At 34.6% G+C, this 16,910-nt stretch carries 12 protein-coding genes and 1 pseudogene; 10 read left to right on the plus strand and 3 right to left on the minus strand.

Annotated elements, in window-relative coordinates:
* The first annotated feature begins 116 nt into the window (after window positions 1–116).
* Window positions 117–1,010 (plus strand): NAD-dependent epimerase/dehydratase family protein, encoded by an 894-nt coding sequence (locus NST77_RS08570; RefSeq protein WP_163186864.1) that lies wholly within the window; start codon window positions 117–119, stop codon window positions 1,008–1,010.
* Between the two features lie 38 nt (window positions 1,011–1,048).
* Entirely contained in the window at window positions 1,049–1,486 is a 438-nt protein-coding gene (locus tag NST77_RS08575) for a GNAT family N-acetyltransferase (RefSeq protein ID WP_163186862.1), read from the plus strand.
* A gap of 410 nt (window positions 1,487–1,896) precedes the next feature.
* Here the strand turns inward: NST77_RS08575 and NST77_RS08580 are convergent, their stop codons facing one another.
* Window positions 1,897–2,271 carry a winged helix-turn-helix transcriptional regulator gene (locus NST77_RS08580; RefSeq protein ID WP_095328810.1) on the minus strand — a complete coding sequence of 125 codons (375 nt, stop codon included), beginning with the start codon at window positions 2,269–2,271 and terminating at the stop codon, window positions 1,897–1,899.
* Between the two features lie 122 nt (window positions 2,272–2,393).
* Here NST77_RS08580 and NST77_RS08585 point away from each other — a divergent pair, with 122 nt between their 5' ends.
* From NST77_RS08585 to NST77_RS08600, 4 genes and pseudogenes are all read left to right on the plus strand, one after another.
* Window positions 2,394–2,975 carry an NAD(P)H-dependent oxidoreductase gene (locus NST77_RS08585; protein WP_095328811.1) on the plus strand — a complete coding sequence of 194 codons (582 nt, stop codon included), beginning with the start codon at window positions 2,394–2,396 and terminating at the stop codon, window positions 2,973–2,975.
* Window positions 2,976–3,549: 574 nt separating this feature from the next.
* Window positions 3,550–4,359, plus strand: a complete 810-nt coding sequence (locus NST77_RS08590) for an Fpg/Nei family DNA glycosylase (protein ID WP_123257696.1) — start codon at window positions 3,550–3,552, stop codon at window positions 4,357–4,359.
* A gap of 93 nt (window positions 4,360–4,452) precedes the next feature.
* Window positions 4,453–5,943, plus strand: a complete 1,491-nt coding sequence (dacB, locus tag NST77_RS08595) for a D-alanyl-D-alanine carboxypeptidase/D-alanyl-D-alanine endopeptidase (RefSeq protein WP_095328813.1) — start codon at window positions 4,453–4,455, stop codon at window positions 5,941–5,943.
* 174 nt (window positions 5,944–6,117) lie between these two features.
* Window positions 6,118–7,677: pseudogene (locus NST77_RS08600) on the plus strand (IS1182 family transposase); the annotation flags it as partial.
* A 113-nt stretch (window positions 7,678–7,790) separates the two neighbouring features.
* Here NST77_RS08600 and NST77_RS08605 read toward each other — a convergent pair.
* Together NST77_RS08605 and NST77_RS08610 are read right to left on the minus strand one after the other, a co-directional pair.
* Entirely contained in the window at window positions 7,791–8,738 is a 948-nt protein-coding gene (locus NST77_RS08605) for a nucleoside hydrolase (RefSeq protein ID WP_123257697.1), read from the minus strand.
* 216 nt (window positions 8,739–8,954) lie between these two features.
* Window positions 8,955–9,581: a ribonuclease H1 domain-containing protein gene (locus NST77_RS08610; RefSeq protein WP_123257698.1), complete on the minus strand. Its 627-nt coding sequence runs from the start codon at window positions 9,579–9,581 to the stop codon at window positions 8,955–8,957.
* Between the two features lie 157 nt (window positions 9,582–9,738).
* On the opposite strand from NST77_RS08610, the gene NST77_RS08615 reads away from it, so the two are divergent.
* The 4 genes from NST77_RS08615 to NST77_RS08630 all read left to right on the plus strand — a co-directional run bounded on the left by NST77_RS08615 (window position 9,739) and on the right by NST77_RS08630 (window position 16,800).
* Window positions 9,739–11,499: a sensor histidine kinase gene (locus NST77_RS08615; RefSeq protein WP_341122899.1), complete on the plus strand. Its 1,761-nt coding sequence runs from the start codon at window positions 9,739–9,741 to the stop codon at window positions 11,497–11,499.
* Window positions 11,492–12,232, plus strand: a complete 741-nt coding sequence (locus tag NST77_RS08620; protein WP_341122900.1) for a LytR/AlgR family response regulator transcription factor — start codon at window positions 11,492–11,494, stop codon at window positions 12,230–12,232. The genes NST77_RS08615 and NST77_RS08620 overlap by 8 nt, the downstream gene beginning before the upstream one ends.
* A gap of 149 nt (window positions 12,233–12,381) precedes the next feature.
* Window positions 12,382–14,178, plus strand: coding sequence for a carbon starvation protein CstA (gene cstA / locus NST77_RS08625; RefSeq protein ID WP_341122901.1), 1,797 nt, complete (start codon window positions 12,382–12,384; stop codon window positions 14,176–14,178).
* A gap of 420 nt (window positions 14,179–14,598) precedes the next feature.
* Entirely contained in the window at window positions 14,599–16,800 is a 2,202-nt protein-coding gene (locus tag NST77_RS08630) for a sensor domain-containing protein (protein WP_341122902.1), read from the plus strand.
* The last annotated feature ends 110 nt before the right edge of the window (window positions 16,801–16,910 follow it).

Raw genomic sequence — 16,910 nt, forward strand, 5'->3', positions numbered from 1 at the left:
AGCTATAGCTTAGAAGATAGTTCTGCTTTGAGTTTAGATATATTTTTTGTACTACTGGTTAGTGAAGAAGCTTTTTCTTCTTACAGGTAAATATTAAAATAGGAAGGAAGATTTGAATGTCAATAATTGATATAAAGATATTGATTACAGGAGTAACAGGGACTTTAGGTGGTGAGGTTGCAAAAAGATATTTAAAGGAAGGTGCAATGGTCAAAGGGTTAGTAAGAGACGAAAAGAGTTATAAAGAAATGAAAGAAATCGGCATAGAACCAATTATAGGAGAACTTACTAATCGAGGTTCATTAGTAGAAGCAGCTAAAGATATTGATATTATTATTCATTGTGCGGCTTATTTAGGCGAGGATTTAGAGAAAGCGATGAATTCAAATGTAATTGGTGTGGAAAATTTAGCGAGCGTAGCAATAGAATTAGGTATAAAGAGATTTGTACATATATCAACTTTATCCGTTTATGGCGAGCCAACAGAGGGATATTTTGATGAAAATTCACCAATTACAGAAAGTCATCCGGAAGTATATATTAAGACTAAAGCTCATTCTGAAAGAATTCTTAATAAGTATAAAAATAATGGACTCGGCTTAATCATTTTAAGACCTGGAGCGATTTGTGCAGAGAAAAACTCCTATTGGGGTGATAGACAAGTTGAACGGATGATAAATACCGACATTGTTAACTGGGTAAATCCAGATGACCTTATACCATGGGTACATAGAGATAATTTGATTGAAATGATTTTTGTCGCTATATTAAAGGGTATTAGTGGTGAAATTTATAATGCAATTGATGGAAACTATCCTGATAAAGAATATAGATTAGAATTAATAAATGCTATAGGTAAAAAATATATACTACCAGAGCGCAGATTAGAACGTCCAATTTATTCTAATAAAAAAATCAAAGGATTAGGATATATGCCAGTTAAAACATTTGAAGAAACTATTTCTAACCTAAAAAAAGTTGCTTTGAAGCACAATAAATATATTAACTAATAAATAACTAAAGGAAAATGAAAGGACTGATGCAATTAATGGATATTAGAAAACCTAATGATCTTGAATTAAAAATGGTATTATCTCTTTCGCCACAAGCTATTTTTGATGGTACTTTAGGACAAGTTGAACCTACGAAGGAAAAAATTGACCAGCTTGTTAAACCACTTTTGGAAAAAGGAAGCTACTATTTAATAGCCACAAAAAACAACAAAATAATGGGCTGGATTTTTATAGGGACAAGCAAAGACCAATTTACTGATAGGATGATTGGATTTATTTACGAGCTATTTGTTATAGAAGAATTCAGAGGGATAGGAATCTCCAAACTGTTAATGAGAGCAGGTATTGACCATCTAAAACAAGATGGATATTCAGAAATCCGTCTAAGTGCATTTGCAGGGAATCACGCAATTAAACTGTATGAGAAATTGGGATTTAACATCAGGACAGTTACTATGAGTTTACAGTTATAAGAGACTAACTTATTTTATTAATGAGTGTTAATCAAAAAGGTAGCCAACCTACCTTTTTGTTCAGATATTAACGCGGAGATCAGGTTAACATAATTTGCATTCTTTGTGTGGCTGAGACAATAGAAGAAACCCCCTGGTTTAAACAACACTTAAACATACATTTTCCATTTCCTTTCGTAAAACAACCTCCGAAAATATACTTTCTACATTATAAACATTGGTATTTTCACCTAAAATAACTTCATATATTCAATTTATTAATACTCTAGTAAAAGGCACTGTTGTTTGCTTGTTATTAAACAATAGTGACAGCAGCTTGTAAATGATCAATTCTTTTTCATAATCCTGAGTATGTTTATTGTTTAAGACTATGCAAAATAAATCTACAGCTGCTGACCAGACAGCTTTATTTAGTTATTGTTCCCTTTCATCGTGACTTCCTTCCTTTTATCCAATTGTTCTTCCCCCCAATAGCAAATTGCATCTAATACAGGAATCAGTGACAAACCCTTATCTGATAAAGAATATTCTACTTTTGGAGGCACTTGAGGATATTCCTTCCGATTAATTAGTTGATCACTCTCTAGTTCCTTTAATGTATTGGTTAGTGTTTTAAAAGAAATATTGCCAAGCCTCCGTTTCAACTGGTTATAGCGAATAGGGTTATTGTTTAAATATAAAGCATATAAAACTGTCATTTTGTATTTCCCACCAATTAATGACAAAGTATATCCAAAACCAGTATCCTTCAAATTCTCTTCAAATAGATAAGAATCGTTTTCCATTCAGCACTCTCCTTTAGGTTAGTATCACACTTTAATTACCGTACTTGTAAAAATATATAGCATACAATAAGATGAATGTACATCAAAATATGATGCAAATAAGGGAGAAGGAGGAACTAGTAATGAAAACAATTGTCTATGCACATCCATGGGAAGGAAGCTATAATCATGCAATCTTAAATTCTATCACGAAAGACTTAGAAGCTAAGGAAGAAACATTTCAAGTGATCGATCTTTATAAAGACGGGTTTAATCCAGTATTTACAGCAGAAGAATTGGCGCAATTTAATAGTGGAGAAACACCATATGAATTAGTTAAGGACTATCAAAAAAAATTAAGTCAGGCAACTGAGTTGATTTTTATATTTCCTGTCTGGTGGTGGGACTTACCTGCTATTCTAAAAGGGTTTATTGATAAAGTGATGTTGAGCGGATTCGCTTTTCTAGAGGATAAAACAACAGGTGCTTTGAAAGGCTTATTGACAAATATAGAAAAAACAACTGTGATTTCAACTTCTACAACGGATAAAGATTATATTGAATCTGAAGGAGGCAATGCTATTCAAGGAGTTTTCATTAACCGAACTTTAGCTGACCTGGGAGTTAAAAACGAATACACTAAATGGATTCATTTTTCTAGAGTTAACTTAACAACAGATGAGAAGAGGAAGCAATTTTTAAGAGAAATAACCCAAGAAATTTAAAGTAGATGGAATGAAAGAACGATATTTATGAAGAAATATACTTAAACGAATAGTAGCGTTCGCATTATAAGCTTAACCAGTTTTCAATGGTTGACCTTTTTTAACAGAATCTATTATACTAGCAGCCAGACTAGGCCATATGTGGGTGGGCATTGAACCTGTCAACTAAACTGTCCGCCCCCTATTTGTAGAAACATGTTTGAGGCTGGTTGGGACGTAGATCTTGTATAACAGCGAAGCTATGATACTTCAAGAAGGAATAGGAGTTACGGGTAAGTAATTTATAAAAGGAAGATAAGCAATAAACTGTAGTTAGTAAGGGTGGTTAGTTAAAAGTTTATTAAGGGGTAGTTTTCTTACTATTATGCTTACTGTGGCATAGATAAGTTTTATTAATGATAATTTACAACGTTTTATAGAGGCCCATACAACCAGTCATCTTCATTTTTATGAGCAAGTTTCTCATCTAAATAAAGGATTTACAAACTTTACATATTGATCATAAAGTGTCATAAATAGTTTTTCATGGTTTTGGCAAAAATAAGGGAGGAAATAAAAAGGAGAGAATGAATAAATGCCGGAATTGCCAGAAATGGAAAACTATAAAATCTTATTAAATAAATTGATTACCACTCAACCCATTACCTCGATAGCCGTTAACCGAGAAAAGTCCATTAATATTACGAAACAATCATTTGAGAATCAATTAGTGAATACTACTATTCTTCGCGTGGAAAGGCGTGCGAAACATCTACTCTTTTACTTAAACAATCAAAAGGTTCTTCTATTGCATTTAATGTTAGGTGGATGGATGTTTTTTGGAACCGAAAAAGAAAAACCAAATAGAACCATTCAAATCCAACTAACATTTGGAGAAAATCACTTGTATTTTATTGGACTCCGATTAGGTTATCTACATTTACTAACTCTTGAAGAATGTAAAGAAAGGCTGAACGACTTAGGTCCAGATCCTATTGAACCTCATTTTACTGAAAACAGCTTTCAAAACATCATTAACTCTAGGAAGGGGACAATAAAGCTTAAATTAGTCGATCAACATTTTATCTCAGGTATTGGCAATTGTTACTCCGATGAAATCTGCTTTGATGCGCAAATCTTACCGACTCGGAAACTAGAGGATTTAAAAGAAATGGAGCTAAATAAGCTCTATAATTCCATACTGAAAATATTAAGAGCGGCAACTCATATGGGTGGTTATATGGAGCATCCCCTTTATATAGGGGATAAAAAAACCGGAGGATATGATAAGCTTTGCAAAGTATATGACAGAGAAGGAGAAATATGTCCAAGGTGTCAGCACAAAATAGTATTTATAAAAGTATCTTCTAAAAAGTGTTTTTATTGTCCAGGTTGTCAGTTTTAATTATTCATGCGGATAATTCTGCAATTCCTGGACATAATATACTTTTAACAACTCAACGCACTTTTATCAAGGAGAAGTATAAGGAGTGAGAAGATGACTTTATGGAAAAAGGGAATAATAGTAGTAATGTTATTCTCTATATTCTTGTCTGGAAGCACACCTAACACATTTTCACCGAAAGTATTCGCAGCAGAAGATCATAAAAAAGCTACATTGTCCACGGCACTTGAATCACTGTTAAATATAGAACCCGAATTAAAAGGAAGTTTAGCAGGAATTAGCATTCGCGAACAAGAAACAGGGAAAATTGTTTATGAACATATGGCCGATTTACGACTAACGCCAGCTTCTAATATGAAGTTACTAACTTCAGCAGCAGCATTGAACATTTTAGGAGAAGACTATCAATTTATTACAGAAATTTATGGAGATGGAAGAGTAGAAGATGCTCATTTAAAAGGAAACTTATACATAAAAGGAAATGGGGATACAAGCCTTTTAGCCTCTGATTTAGCAAAACTCTCGAAAGAAATTAAAAGGAAAGGGATTAGCTATATAGATGGAGATATAATAGGCGATGACTCCTGGTATGACAACATTCCTTTTTCAAGTGATTTGGCATGGAGTGATGAATCTACCTATTACGGGGCCCCAATTTCCGCTTTAACACTATCACCAGATAAAGAATATGACGCAGGTACTGTATTGCTTGAAATAAAACCTGGTAAGAAAAAAAATGAACCCGTCATAATCAATACTTTGCCAAGAACAAGCGAAATTAAAATTGTCAATAATGGTATAACAGCAGATAAAGAATCTGCTGCAAGTTTAAAAGTTAACAGAGAACATAACAGTAAAGTAGTAACAATAACAGGAAGCCTGCCAATTGACGATTCCTTAAAAAAAGAGTGGGTATCTGTTCATGATCCTACAAGCTATACATTAGATGTGTTTCAACAAGCTTTAAAGAAAGAAGGAATACAGTGGAAAGGGGTGGTCAAAAAAGGAAGAACACCACAAATTGCTTCTATCCTTACCACTCATTCTTCGATTCCTCTCCGTGAATTACTACTTCCATTGCTGAAATTAAGTAATAATACAATTGCTGAGACATTAATCAAGGAATTGGGAGTAGTCAAAAAAGGAGAAGGTAGCTTTGCAAAAGGACTCGAGGCCTTAGAAGAAGAATTAGTGGCTTTTCATCTTGATCCAACTAAGATGGTTATTCGAGATGGGTCCGGTATATCGCCTATAGATTTTATTTCAGCAAACGACTTAAGTTTGTTTTTATATGAAGTACAAGCACAACCATGGTTTCCCTCATTTAGTCAATCATTACCTGTATCAGGTCACGAGGAAAAAATGATTGGCGGAACACTGCGCCATCGATTGAATTCTGAGAATACTAAAGGAAAAATCCTCGCAAAAACGGGGACACTTACCTCTGTAAGTTCATTATCTGGCTACATGGAAAGCAAAACAGGCAAGAAATATATTTTTTCTATTTTATTGAACCATCTAACGGATGAAGATAAGGGAAAAAAGATTGAGGATAAGATAATGGAAACATTGGCAGAATATTGAGGTGGCTGCTTTGAAATGAGGCTGGGACAAAACCCACCTCTAAGACGAAAAAAACGGTGAAATTTTACGACAAGTAAAATTTCACCGTTTTGCTTATTTTTACAATAAAAAATAAGGACAACTTCTGATAAAATTAAGTTACCATACCAAATCTAATCAGAAAGAAGTGTCCTTATGTTTAAAGATTATACCATGAATCAAATCGTTTTGCCTCTAGATTTAGAAGTAAAGTTACAAAATAATGATATTGCCTTCCATGTCCATCATTTAGTGGAAAGTATTCCTCAAGAAGCGTTTGAACCATTTCTTCGAAACGAAGGTTGTCCTGCTTATCATCCACGCATGATGCTTAAAATTATTCTATGTGCCTACACTCAATCTGTCTTTTCGGGGCGTAAAATGGAGGCCCTATTAAAAGACAGTATCCGTATGATGTGGTTAGCTCAAGGGTATGAACCAAGCTATCGTACAATTAACCGATTTCGCGTTCAACCAGAAGTAAAAGATTTAATTCGTCAATGTTTCATCCAATTTCGCTGCCAATTGATCGAAGAAAAACTGATCGATCAAGAAGCGATATTTATCGATGGCACAAAGATTGAAGCGAATGCGAATAAATTTACGTTTGTCTGGAAGAAAGCGATTGAGAAATTTCATCAGAGTTTAATTGATAAGTCAAACCAGTTGTACAATGAGTTGCTTGAGAACGAAATCATACCCCAAATGGAACGGGAAAGTGATGAACAGCTATCATTTGGAGAGCTCACTCAAATGGTTCAAAAAGTAGACGAAGTAGTGACCGAATATGATAAACAAATGGAAGAATCTTCAGACGTTACTGAACGAAAAGCCTTACGAAGTGAACGAAAATACCCGAAACAAGTGCGTAAACAGTTGATTGATTTTGTCTTGAGAAAACGGAAGTACCAACAGGATTTTAAAATCTTTGGACCACGTAATAGCTATTCTAAAACAGATCTAGATGCGACATTTATGCGAATGAAAGATGATTATATGAAAAACGGGCAATTGAAAGCTGGTTACAATGTACAAATCGCAACGGAAGGTCAATATGCGCTTGCTTATAGTTTATTTCCAAATCCCACAGATACACGTACGTTAATTCCATTTTTAGATGAGATAGAGCAACATTATTTCGAGTTACCGAAACATATTGTTGCAGATGCAGGTTATGGTAGTGAACAAAACTTTAGTGATATTCTCTCAAACAGAAACCGAGAAGCACTGATAACATATAACATGTTTTTGAAGGAACAAAAGAAAAAGTACAAACAAAATACATTTAATCCTGATAACTGGGAATATGATCAAGAAACCGATACATATATGTGCCCTAATCAGAAGCGTTTAGAATTTCAATATCATTCTGTCCGAACGGACGCTACAGGTTTCCAAAGGAGTTTCAAAATCTACGAGTGCGAAGACTGTTCAGGATGCCCATTCCGCTCATCATGTACCAAGGCAAAAGAAGGAAACAATCGAAAACTAATGGTGAACAAAAAATGGGAACAGCAAAAAGAATATGTGAGAGCGAAGCTTTCAGAAGAGAAAACGAGTGCCATCTATCGAAAACGCAAAACCGATGTGGAACCAGTTTTTGGATTCTTGAAGGCTAATTTGCGTTTCACTCGATTTTCTGTACGAGGAAAATCGAAGGTGGAAAACGAAATGGGCCTCGCGTTAATGGCAGTGAATTTAAGAAAATTCACTGCCATTAACTAAAATAATAGAAGAATTAACACGAAAAAATAGAGAAAGGTGAATTTGAGTGGACTCAAATTCACCTTTCTCTTTATTAGAGGCTAGTTATGTCCCAGCCTCATTTTTTATAAATTATTTTTCGCCATTTTTGCTAAGTCGGTAATGTATGCGAAAAAGTCATCTCTCTTTACATCATATACAACAGAAACAGCCCGTCCATTGTCACTTATTAAGGTTCTCCCTTGGGACGGCGCTTCTGTTAAAGCAATTGATTTAACTTCTTTCATTTTAACTAGTTCTTTTTTTCCAATCGTTGCTGTTGTTAGTACATCCCAAAGATAATAGGTAGAGTTCGTTTCTACATGAACAAGAGGAGGACATGCAGCATAGCATTGACCAACAAAATCAATCCCTGTAAATTTTCTTAATGATGCCCAATGATTGCGGACAGAGAGGGTTAGTGGAACTTGATTCGTACTTTCTAGCGCTACCATTTCAATCTGTAAATCACTAGCCCAAACAGCTGCAACTGCCCAAGGATCCCAAAAAGCATTCCATTCAGCAGTTCCATCATGTTCTGGTTCCTGTACATTACCAACCTCTAAAAATGTTCCACCCATCCAGACTAATTTTTCAATTTTTTCTTGAATATCTGGAGCGATTTCAAGTGCTCTTGCTAAATCTGTCAGCGGTCCAGTAAATAAGAGTGTTGTTTTATCGGGATTTCCCCTTACTGTTTTAATTAAATGTTCATGTGCTGGAAGTTCACTTTCAGGGGTATTTATTTCACCGCTTTCATTTAAAATCGGCAAGGCATCCACATAAAACGTGTGCATTCTCCATTCTTTCGGAAATGGATTAACCCCGCGAGAATTAGATCTAGCAACTTCTACTGGTCCTTGACCAAATCGATCAATAATCTTTCTACTTGCACTGATGCCTGGTTCTAAATAGCCATCTGCTGGGATAACTGATACACCAATTAAGTCTACTTCATCCATTTGTAAGAGAAGAAACAGAGAAACTAAATCATCAATTCCGGCATCATGATTAAAATATACTTTCTTTTTCAAAAAATTCACTCCTATGTAAATAAACTTATAAACTAGTTATTTTCTATACCTATTCTATAATACTATCAGATCAATGTGAATAATTAGTAAATTAAATAAAATATCTATTTATTAATAATATTCAATTTAAGCTTTAAGTGACAAGAATGTTTAATGAAGAAAAAGAACTTGGAAAACCTCCAAGTTCTCAAAACAATATAATTATTAACAACAGCCTTACTTACGACCGAAGTCTGCTTTGATTTCACCATACTTATTCGTATCCCATTTTAGAATTTTATTTGAATAGTTATTTTGCTTCAGCCATTTTTCGGCACGCTCAATTAATTGCCACAATTCTTCTGTACGCTTATCTCTTACTAATGTTGTATTAGCCTTTTTATTACGTACCCAAGCTAACGCCGTCATACTATCACTGTATATGGTGGTGTTCTTGCCTTGTTTTTGCAAAAGACTTAATGCATGTACAATTCCTAAAAATTCGCCAATATTATTCGTACCGAATACTGGACCATAATGGAAAAGAACTTCTCCTGTTTTCGTATCAACGCCTTGATATTCCATCATTCCAGGATTACCACTACATGCCGCATCAACAGAAATGCTATTTTCCTCAATCGCCGCCAATGTTTGATTAGATTGTTTTTGAGCGGAAGAACTTTTGGATGCTGATTTTGATATATTTCCATCTTGCTTAAAGGCTTTTTCTGCTTCCTCCAAAGTAGGAAATGACTTAAAAGAAGCCCCTTTAAAACCTTTTGTTTGCTTTTCACATTCCGCCCAAGTAGAGAAAATCCCTGTTTTTCTACCATTCCATACTACATAATATTTTTTTGCTGCCATATTTTCATCCAACCTTTCACAACTATTAAATAATCATATCACAGGAAGGGATCGAAACGAAAATGCTGACAGATCTCCACAATATGTTTGAAAAGGCTTTCTATAAATCTAGGAATTTACTATAATGATGTTGAGTAAAATAGGGAGGGGAAATAAATTGCTGCAATTACTTCCACTAATGATTGAACGAGTCGGTATTTTAGTTATTTTTGCCTTCTTATTATCGAGAATAAAGATTTTCCGATCGATTATTCATCATGAGTCACAATGGCACGATAAACTATCGTTAATTCTTATCTTTGGCGTCTTCGGAATAATTAGTAATTATACTGGAGTCGAAATATTAAAAGGAAGTATTAGCACCCATACATGGCAGCATAAATTAGATGTTTCAAGTGCTATTGCTAACACAAGAATTATGGGGGTAGCCATTGGTGGAATGATTGGTGGCCCATTAGTTGGCCTGGGAGTAGGATTAATAGCTGGCCTTCACCGATTAACTTTAGGTGGATTCACTGCACTAGCTTGTGGATTATCTACCATTGCTGCTGGATTATTGACTGGACTGCTTGGGAGGAAATACTCCATTAAACAGGATTCTGCATGCAAAGCAGTGATTATCGGCATCACCATGGAAATTATTCAAATGCTATTTATCCTTTTAATTGCTGCCCCTTTTGAGCTTGCATTCGAACTTGTCAAAATCATTGCTTTTCCAATGATTGTCATTAATGGGTTTGGAATGCTGATTTTCATCTATATCATTCAAAATATTCTGTTAGAGGAAGAAAAAACGAAAGCAGCACAAACGAATATTGCTTTAAATATTGCTCAATCTACGCTTGCTTACTTTCGTCAAGGACTAAATCCTGAATCTAGCAAGCAAGTTGCTAAAATTATGCTAAAAGCTACTAATGCTGATGCAGTATCCATAACGAATCGATCCATTGTTTTGGCACATGAGGGCCTCGGCGGAGATCATCATATCCCATTAGAGAAAACTTCTACTAAACTAACAGAAAAAGTGTTAAGGGAAGGAAATATTCTTATAGCGAAAAAGAAAGACGAGATTCAATGCAGCAATCAAGCATGTCCGTTGCACGCTGCCATTTTGTTACCATTGAAAGCAAATAATAAAACTGTCGGCACTCTTAAATTATATTTTGCCAATCCCAAAAATATTCAATTAGTAGAATATACTTTGGCAGAAGGGTTAAGCAAGTTATTTTCTTTACAGCTTGAATTAGCAGAAGCAGAATTACAACAAAAATTATGGAAGGATGCAGAAATTAAAGCATTGCAAGCACAAGTTCATCCTCATTTTCTTTTTAACAGTATGAACACCATATCTGCGCTAATTCGTACAGATGGAGAAAAAGCGCGGCAGATGATCCAAAGATTATCTACTTATTTCCGCAGCAACATACAAGGGGCTAAAAATATGCTGATCCCTTTAAGTCAAGAATTAGAGCATGTTCATGCCTTTTTAGCATTAGAAGAAGCGAGATTTCCCAATAAGTTTATTATAAAAGAGTCCATAGAGCCGGAATTAAAAAAAGTCCTTATTCCGCCGTTTACATTACAACCTCTAGTAGAAAACTCCATTCGTCACGGTTTTTCCAAGGGTACAGTTGGGACCATCACGATATGTGCATATAGAGAGAAAGATAGGATGGTATTAATTACAGAAGACGATGGGAAAGGCATGAGTGAGGACACTCTATACATGATTGGGCAAAAAAATATATCCTCCAGTACAGGAACAGGTACGGCACTTTGGAATATTCAGGAACGAGTGAAAAAGTTATATGCGGAGAAAGGCAAATTCACCATTGAAAGTGAATGGAATAGAGGAACAAAGGTGATGATTACATTGCCTTCTAAGGAACCAAGCATATGGAGGGAAGTAGATGATTAAAGCATTAATTGTCGAAGACGAACCATTAGCAAGAGATGAATTAAAATATCTCTTGAAAAGAAGCAGCAAAATAGAGATAGTGGCCGAATGTGATGATTTGGAAACAGCTCTGTACATAATTGATAATCAAAAAATAGACGTTATTTTCTTAGATATTCAACTTGGGGAAGATAATGGAATGAATTTAGCGGAACAGTTAAAGCATACCGCAAATCGCCCTGAAATTGTCTTTGCAACTGCATATGATGAATATGCACTTCAAGCTTTTGACGTAAATGCTGTCGATTATATATTAAAACCGTTTGAAGAAGAACGAATTAATCAAACGATTTTAAAGATCCAGAATCAGCGGAGCGAAACTAAAGAAGAAACACACGGAAAAGCGCCAAGCAAACCGTCTCTTCAAAGTAATAAGTTAGCCGTCACAGCCAATGACAAAATAAAGATTATTGATTTAGATAAAATCGTCTATATAAGTGCACAAAATGGCAAAACATTGCTAATTACAGAAGAAGAGGAATTGGTCATTACTTTTACATTAACGCAATTAGAGCAAAAGTTAGTAAATAGTCCCATTATGAAAGTACATCGGTCTTTTTTAGTTAATAAAGAAAAAATTTGTGAAATCGAACCATGGTTTAATTCTACGTATTTACTATGCATGAATAATGGCGAAAAAGTGCCTTTAAGTAGAAACTATACAAAAGAGATTAAACAATTATTCGGATTTTAAGTAATTTTAATTGTTATATATACAGACTGGATATTGTATTTTATCCAGTCATTTTTGCATTTCAGCTAGTTTTCTATGCATTTTACCTTGAAAACGCTTTTTTATCCTTTTCATTTTTTATAATAAAACCATTAAAGGAGGTAGATAAAATGAATGCGGTTACAATCGTTATTGCATCTGCTTGTATTTTAATGATTGCTTATCGGTTATATGGGACTTTTATGGCAGTAAAAGTATTAAAGCTTAACGATAAAGAAAAAACTCCAGCACATGAACTTAATGACGGAAAAGACTATGTACCGACCAATAAATGGGTGACCTTTGGACACCATTTCGCAGCAATAGCGGCAGCTGGTCCCCTTGTAGGACCTATTCTTGCTGCACAGTTTGGTTATTTGCCTGGATTGATTTGGCTGTTGATTGGGGCTGTTATCGGAGGGGCTGTACATGATGCGGTCGTATTATTTGCGAGTATGAGAAAAAAAGGAAAATCATTATCTGAAGTAGCAAAGGAAGAACTTGGCCCCGTTGCAGGTTTTTGCACAGGACTTGCTATGTTATTTATTATCACCATTACCATGGCTGGTTTATCGATGGTAGTTCTACATGCTTTAGAAAGAAATCCATGGGGGACATTCTCGGTAGGAATTACTATCCCAATTGCAATGGGTGTAGGCATATTTTATAAAAAAACAGGTAATCTCAAACTATGCACAACCATTGGATTTATTCTGTTAATGATAGGTGTATTTGTAGGACCGATGATCCAAGACACCGTAATGGGAGATTGGTTAACTCTTGATACAAAAACATTAGCTATTATTCTTCCTATTTATGCATTCTTTGCAGCTGCTCTACCTGTATGGCTGTTATTGGCACCGCGAGATTATTTAAGTAGCTTTATGAAAATCGGTGTATTTATCGCCCTTATTATTGGTGTATTTATTATTAACCCTGCTATTGAATTTCCTGCATTTACGGAATTTGTAAATGGAGGGGGACCAGTTATCGCAGGACCAGTATGGCCGTTTATTTCCATTACGATTGCATGTGGTGCTATTTCCGGATTTCATGCCTTTGTCGGCTCTGGCACAACACCAAAGATGCTTGATAAGTGGACTGATATTAAAGTAGTTGGTTTTGGTGCGATGCTCGTCGAATGTTTAGTAGGGATTATGGCACTTATTGCTGCAACTGCTCTTCATCCCGGAGATTATTTCGCGATCAATTCTAGCCCAGAAGTATTTCGAACACTTGGCATGAGTGTATCAAACTTACCAGAATTAAGTCGTGAAATCGGCATTGATTTAGAAGGAAGAACGGGAGGGGCAGTTACCTTATCAGTTGGAATGTCTTATATTTTCACAGAAATTTCTTGGTTCTCCCATCTAGCATCTTATTTCTTCCAATTTGTGATTATGTTTGAAGCGGTCTTTATATTAACAGCCATTGATGCAGGGACGAGAACTGCACGCTATTTAATTCAAGATTTTCTTGGTGAGTTCTACAAACCACTAAAAAGAGTGGATTGGCTGCCTGGTTCTATTTTCGCAAGTGCATTAGCATGTTTAATGTGGGGATATCTCTTATTTTCAGGAGATATTAGCTCGGTATGGGCACTATTCGGTGTCTCAAATCAGCTCATGGCAACGATCGGGCTGATTGTTGGAGCAACCGTTATTTTAAAAGTGGCTGATAAACGTAGATATATGCTGACTTGTCTTATACCGATGGCATATTTATTTGTAACAGTAAATTATGCTGGGGTGTGGATGGTTAAAAACGTTTATTTAAACCCAGAAGCGTCAGGTTATAATGTGCTTAATGCCGTACTATCAATCATCATGCTAATATTAGGGGTTATCATAATTATAGCTGCAACCAAAAAATGGTTTGACACCTGGAATACGCCCCGCGTTCATGTGGAAGCACCGAATCTAAATTAAGATAGAATGGTTTAAACTAATTTTCCTGTCAAAGCTATACCCAAATAATCTACGAATCTTGCTGTGTTATTTCGTATGATTGTTTGGGTTTTTTATTCATTTGAAAATTGATTTTCCATCTGACTTATATTTTAAAAATGGAAGTGACTATAAAAAGATTTAGATTTGTTCTTATTCCCATGTCCATTCCCATTTTGCATATATCCACACTATCTTTCCCCAATAAATAGATTTCTCAAATAAAAATTATAAACGAATCCTAATAAGTGTATTCTATGTATACGTATACTTAAAAACTTATTGTCAATAGTTTAACTTTATGGAATTATGGATAGTAAGGGAGAAGTATTTTTGTTATATTACCTAGTAATAATTTTAATAAAAATTTTCTTGACATAAATAAACGTAAGGAGTTCTTCTATGGATTATAAACACAGTGAAACAAAATGGATGGTAGCCATTTGTTTTTTTGTACTTTTATCTGTAATTTTAAATATCTTTGCTGCTTCTATAAATAAAGAGCTTTTTATTCTACTGCAATTAATTATTACTAGTGGCTTACTATATGTTTTTTATCAATTAATAAAAAAGTTCACCTATGTACTTGGCGAATTTGCTCAAAGCAATAAAAAATTACAGTCTATTTTTGACACACTGGACATTGCGATTTGGTTTCATGATTTGAAAACAAATAAATTAATGGTAACAGCTGGAATTGAAGCTATTTATGGTTATTCAGCAGAGGCATTTTATAAAAATTACAATTTGTGGAAAGATGTAATCCACCCAGCTGATCAAGAAGTTTTGACGGAACGAGCAGAGCTTTTAACCCATCAAGATGTCGTTGTCAGCACTTATCGTATTATTAAACCAGATGGAAAAATCCGCTGGATAAAAGATAGAGGAATCGCTGTATTTGATAAAACAACTGGGGAAATGACCGAGTTTACAAGCGTGTTAATTGATATAACGGATAGCAAAGAAAACGAAGATAAATTCAGTAAACTGGTCGATATTTCACCAGATATTATTGCAGTAGTAGTTGATTACAAGTTTCAATATATAAATAAGGCTGGCACCAAAATGTTAGGTAAAGACTATAGTTCTTTACAGGGACTAGCCATAAGCGATTTACTTTTTGCAGATACTTATCAAAATATTGTGCAACAATATAAGAAAAGCAAAAAGTTAAACCAAAATGTCGTTGAGATGGAAATTGAATTGACGAAAGAATTAACGAAAAACGTATTTTTGGAAATCAATTGCATGCCAATTCTTTTTGGCGGACAAGAAGCTGTTTTGGTTGTTGGAAGAGATATTACATCCCGGAAACAGGCGGAATTAAAAATTAAAGAACTAGCTTTCACAGATACGCTAACAAAATTACCAAATCGAAACAGTTGTATGCATCATTTAAATGATCGACTCTATAACCAAGAAGTGGAAAGAATGTCTATATTGTTTTTAGACTTGGATCAATTTAAACGAATAAATGATACGAAAGGACATGGGATAGGAGATATCATTTTACAAGAAGTATCTACTATTTTGCAATCAGCTATCGAAAAAAATGATTTTGTTGCTCGCCTGGGGGGAGATGAATTTTTAATCCTATTAGAGAATAAAACAAAATTAGAAACAGCTGAGACTGCCCAAAAAATAATAAACCACTTTTCTTATCCTATTGTAGTGAAAGATGACGAATTTTTCGTGACACCAAGTATCGGTATCAGTATGTATCCATTAGACGGAAAAGATCAAGAATCATTAATAAAAAATGCCGATACAGCGATGTATGTTGCCAAAGACCAGGGAAAAAATAATTTTCAATTTTACTCCGCTTCCATTGCAGAAAAAGGAGCGCGAAAAATGGAATTGGAGATGGCACTAAGAAGAGCTATTAGCAATAAAGAACTAGAGTTGTACTATCAGCCGCAAATCAATATCTATACTGGCAGCATATTTGGTGTCGAAGCTCTGCTACGTTGGAAACACCCGGTATACGGCTATTTGTCTCCAGATGAATTTATCCCAATTGCTGAGGAATCTAATCTAATACTATCGATTGGAGAATGGGTCATAACGGAGGCATTTGCGCAGAAAAAGAAATGGGAAAGAGAAGGAAAAAAAGATTTAAAACTTGCTATCAATATTTCGGCTCGTCAAATTCAATACACTGATTTCATACCTTTTCTACAAAAAGAAATAACAAGATTAGAAATAAATCCAGAAAAATTCGAGTTAGAGATAACGGAAAGCATTATGCAAAATATTGAATTAGCCCAAATCGAATTAGCTAATATTAAAAACCTTGGCTTTCAAATATCGATTGATGATTTTGGCAAAGGCTATTCTTCGTTAAGTTATTTAACATCACTGCCTATTGATACCATTAAAATTGATAAAACTTTTATTGATGATATAGGCCATCCTATCCACAAAGGCTCTTTAGCTAAAGTCATTATTGATATGGGACATAATATGAATTTTTTTGTCATTGCAGAAGGAGTAGAGACAGAAAATCAAATCGATTTTCTCATTAAACATCAATGCGATATCGTACAAGGTTATTACTTTAGCAAACCATTGACCTCATCTGAGTTAGAAATGTACTATTTATAAACGAGAAATCTTTTTCATTTTTTGTTTCTAAGGATATACTATTATCATAAAGAAATTCTTTTTTATATTTTATAAAAAGGGATGCAAAAATTTTTCGTAAAGTTGGTGAA

This window comes from Niallia sp. FSL W8-0177 (assembly GCF_038006285.1).
Classification (GTDB): domain Bacteria; phylum Bacillota; class Bacilli; order Bacillales; family Cytobacillaceae; genus Niallia; species Niallia circulans_A.

Excerpts from the sequence above, each read along its gene's own strand:
- NST77_RS08570 (WP_163186864.1), top strand. The coding sequence starts at position 117 with ATGTCAATAATTGATATAAAGATATTGATTACAGGAGTAACAGGGACT.
- NST77_RS08575 (WP_163186862.1), top strand. The coding sequence starts at position 1,049 with ATGGATATTAGAAAACCTAATGATCTTGAATTAAAAATGGTATTATCT.
- NST77_RS08580 (WP_095328810.1), bottom strand. The coding sequence starts at position 2,271 with ATGGAAAACGATTCTTATCTATTTGAAGAGAATTTGAAGGATACTGGT.
- NST77_RS08585 (WP_095328811.1), top strand. The coding sequence starts at position 2,394 with ATGAAAACAATTGTCTATGCACATCCATGGGAAGGAAGCTATAATCAT.
- NST77_RS08590 (WP_123257696.1), top strand. The coding sequence starts at position 3,550 with ATGCCGGAATTGCCAGAAATGGAAAACTATAAAATCTTATTAAATAAA.
- dacB (WP_095328813.1), top strand. The coding sequence starts at position 4,453 with ATGACTTTATGGAAAAAGGGAATAATAGTAGTAATGTTATTCTCTATA.
- NST77_RS08610 (WP_123257698.1), bottom strand. The coding sequence starts at position 9,581 with ATGGCAGCAAAAAAATATTATGTAGTATGGAATGGTAGAAAAACAGGG.
- NST77_RS08620 (WP_341122900.1), top strand. The coding sequence starts at position 11,492 with ATGATTAAAGCATTAATTGTCGAAGACGAACCATTAGCAAGAGATGAA.
- cstA (WP_341122901.1), top strand. The coding sequence starts at position 12,382 with ATGAATGCGGTTACAATCGTTATTGCATCTGCTTGTATTTTAATGATT.
- NST77_RS08630 (WP_341122902.1), top strand. The coding sequence starts at position 14,599 with ATGGATTATAAACACAGTGAAACAAAATGGATGGTAGCCATTTGTTTT.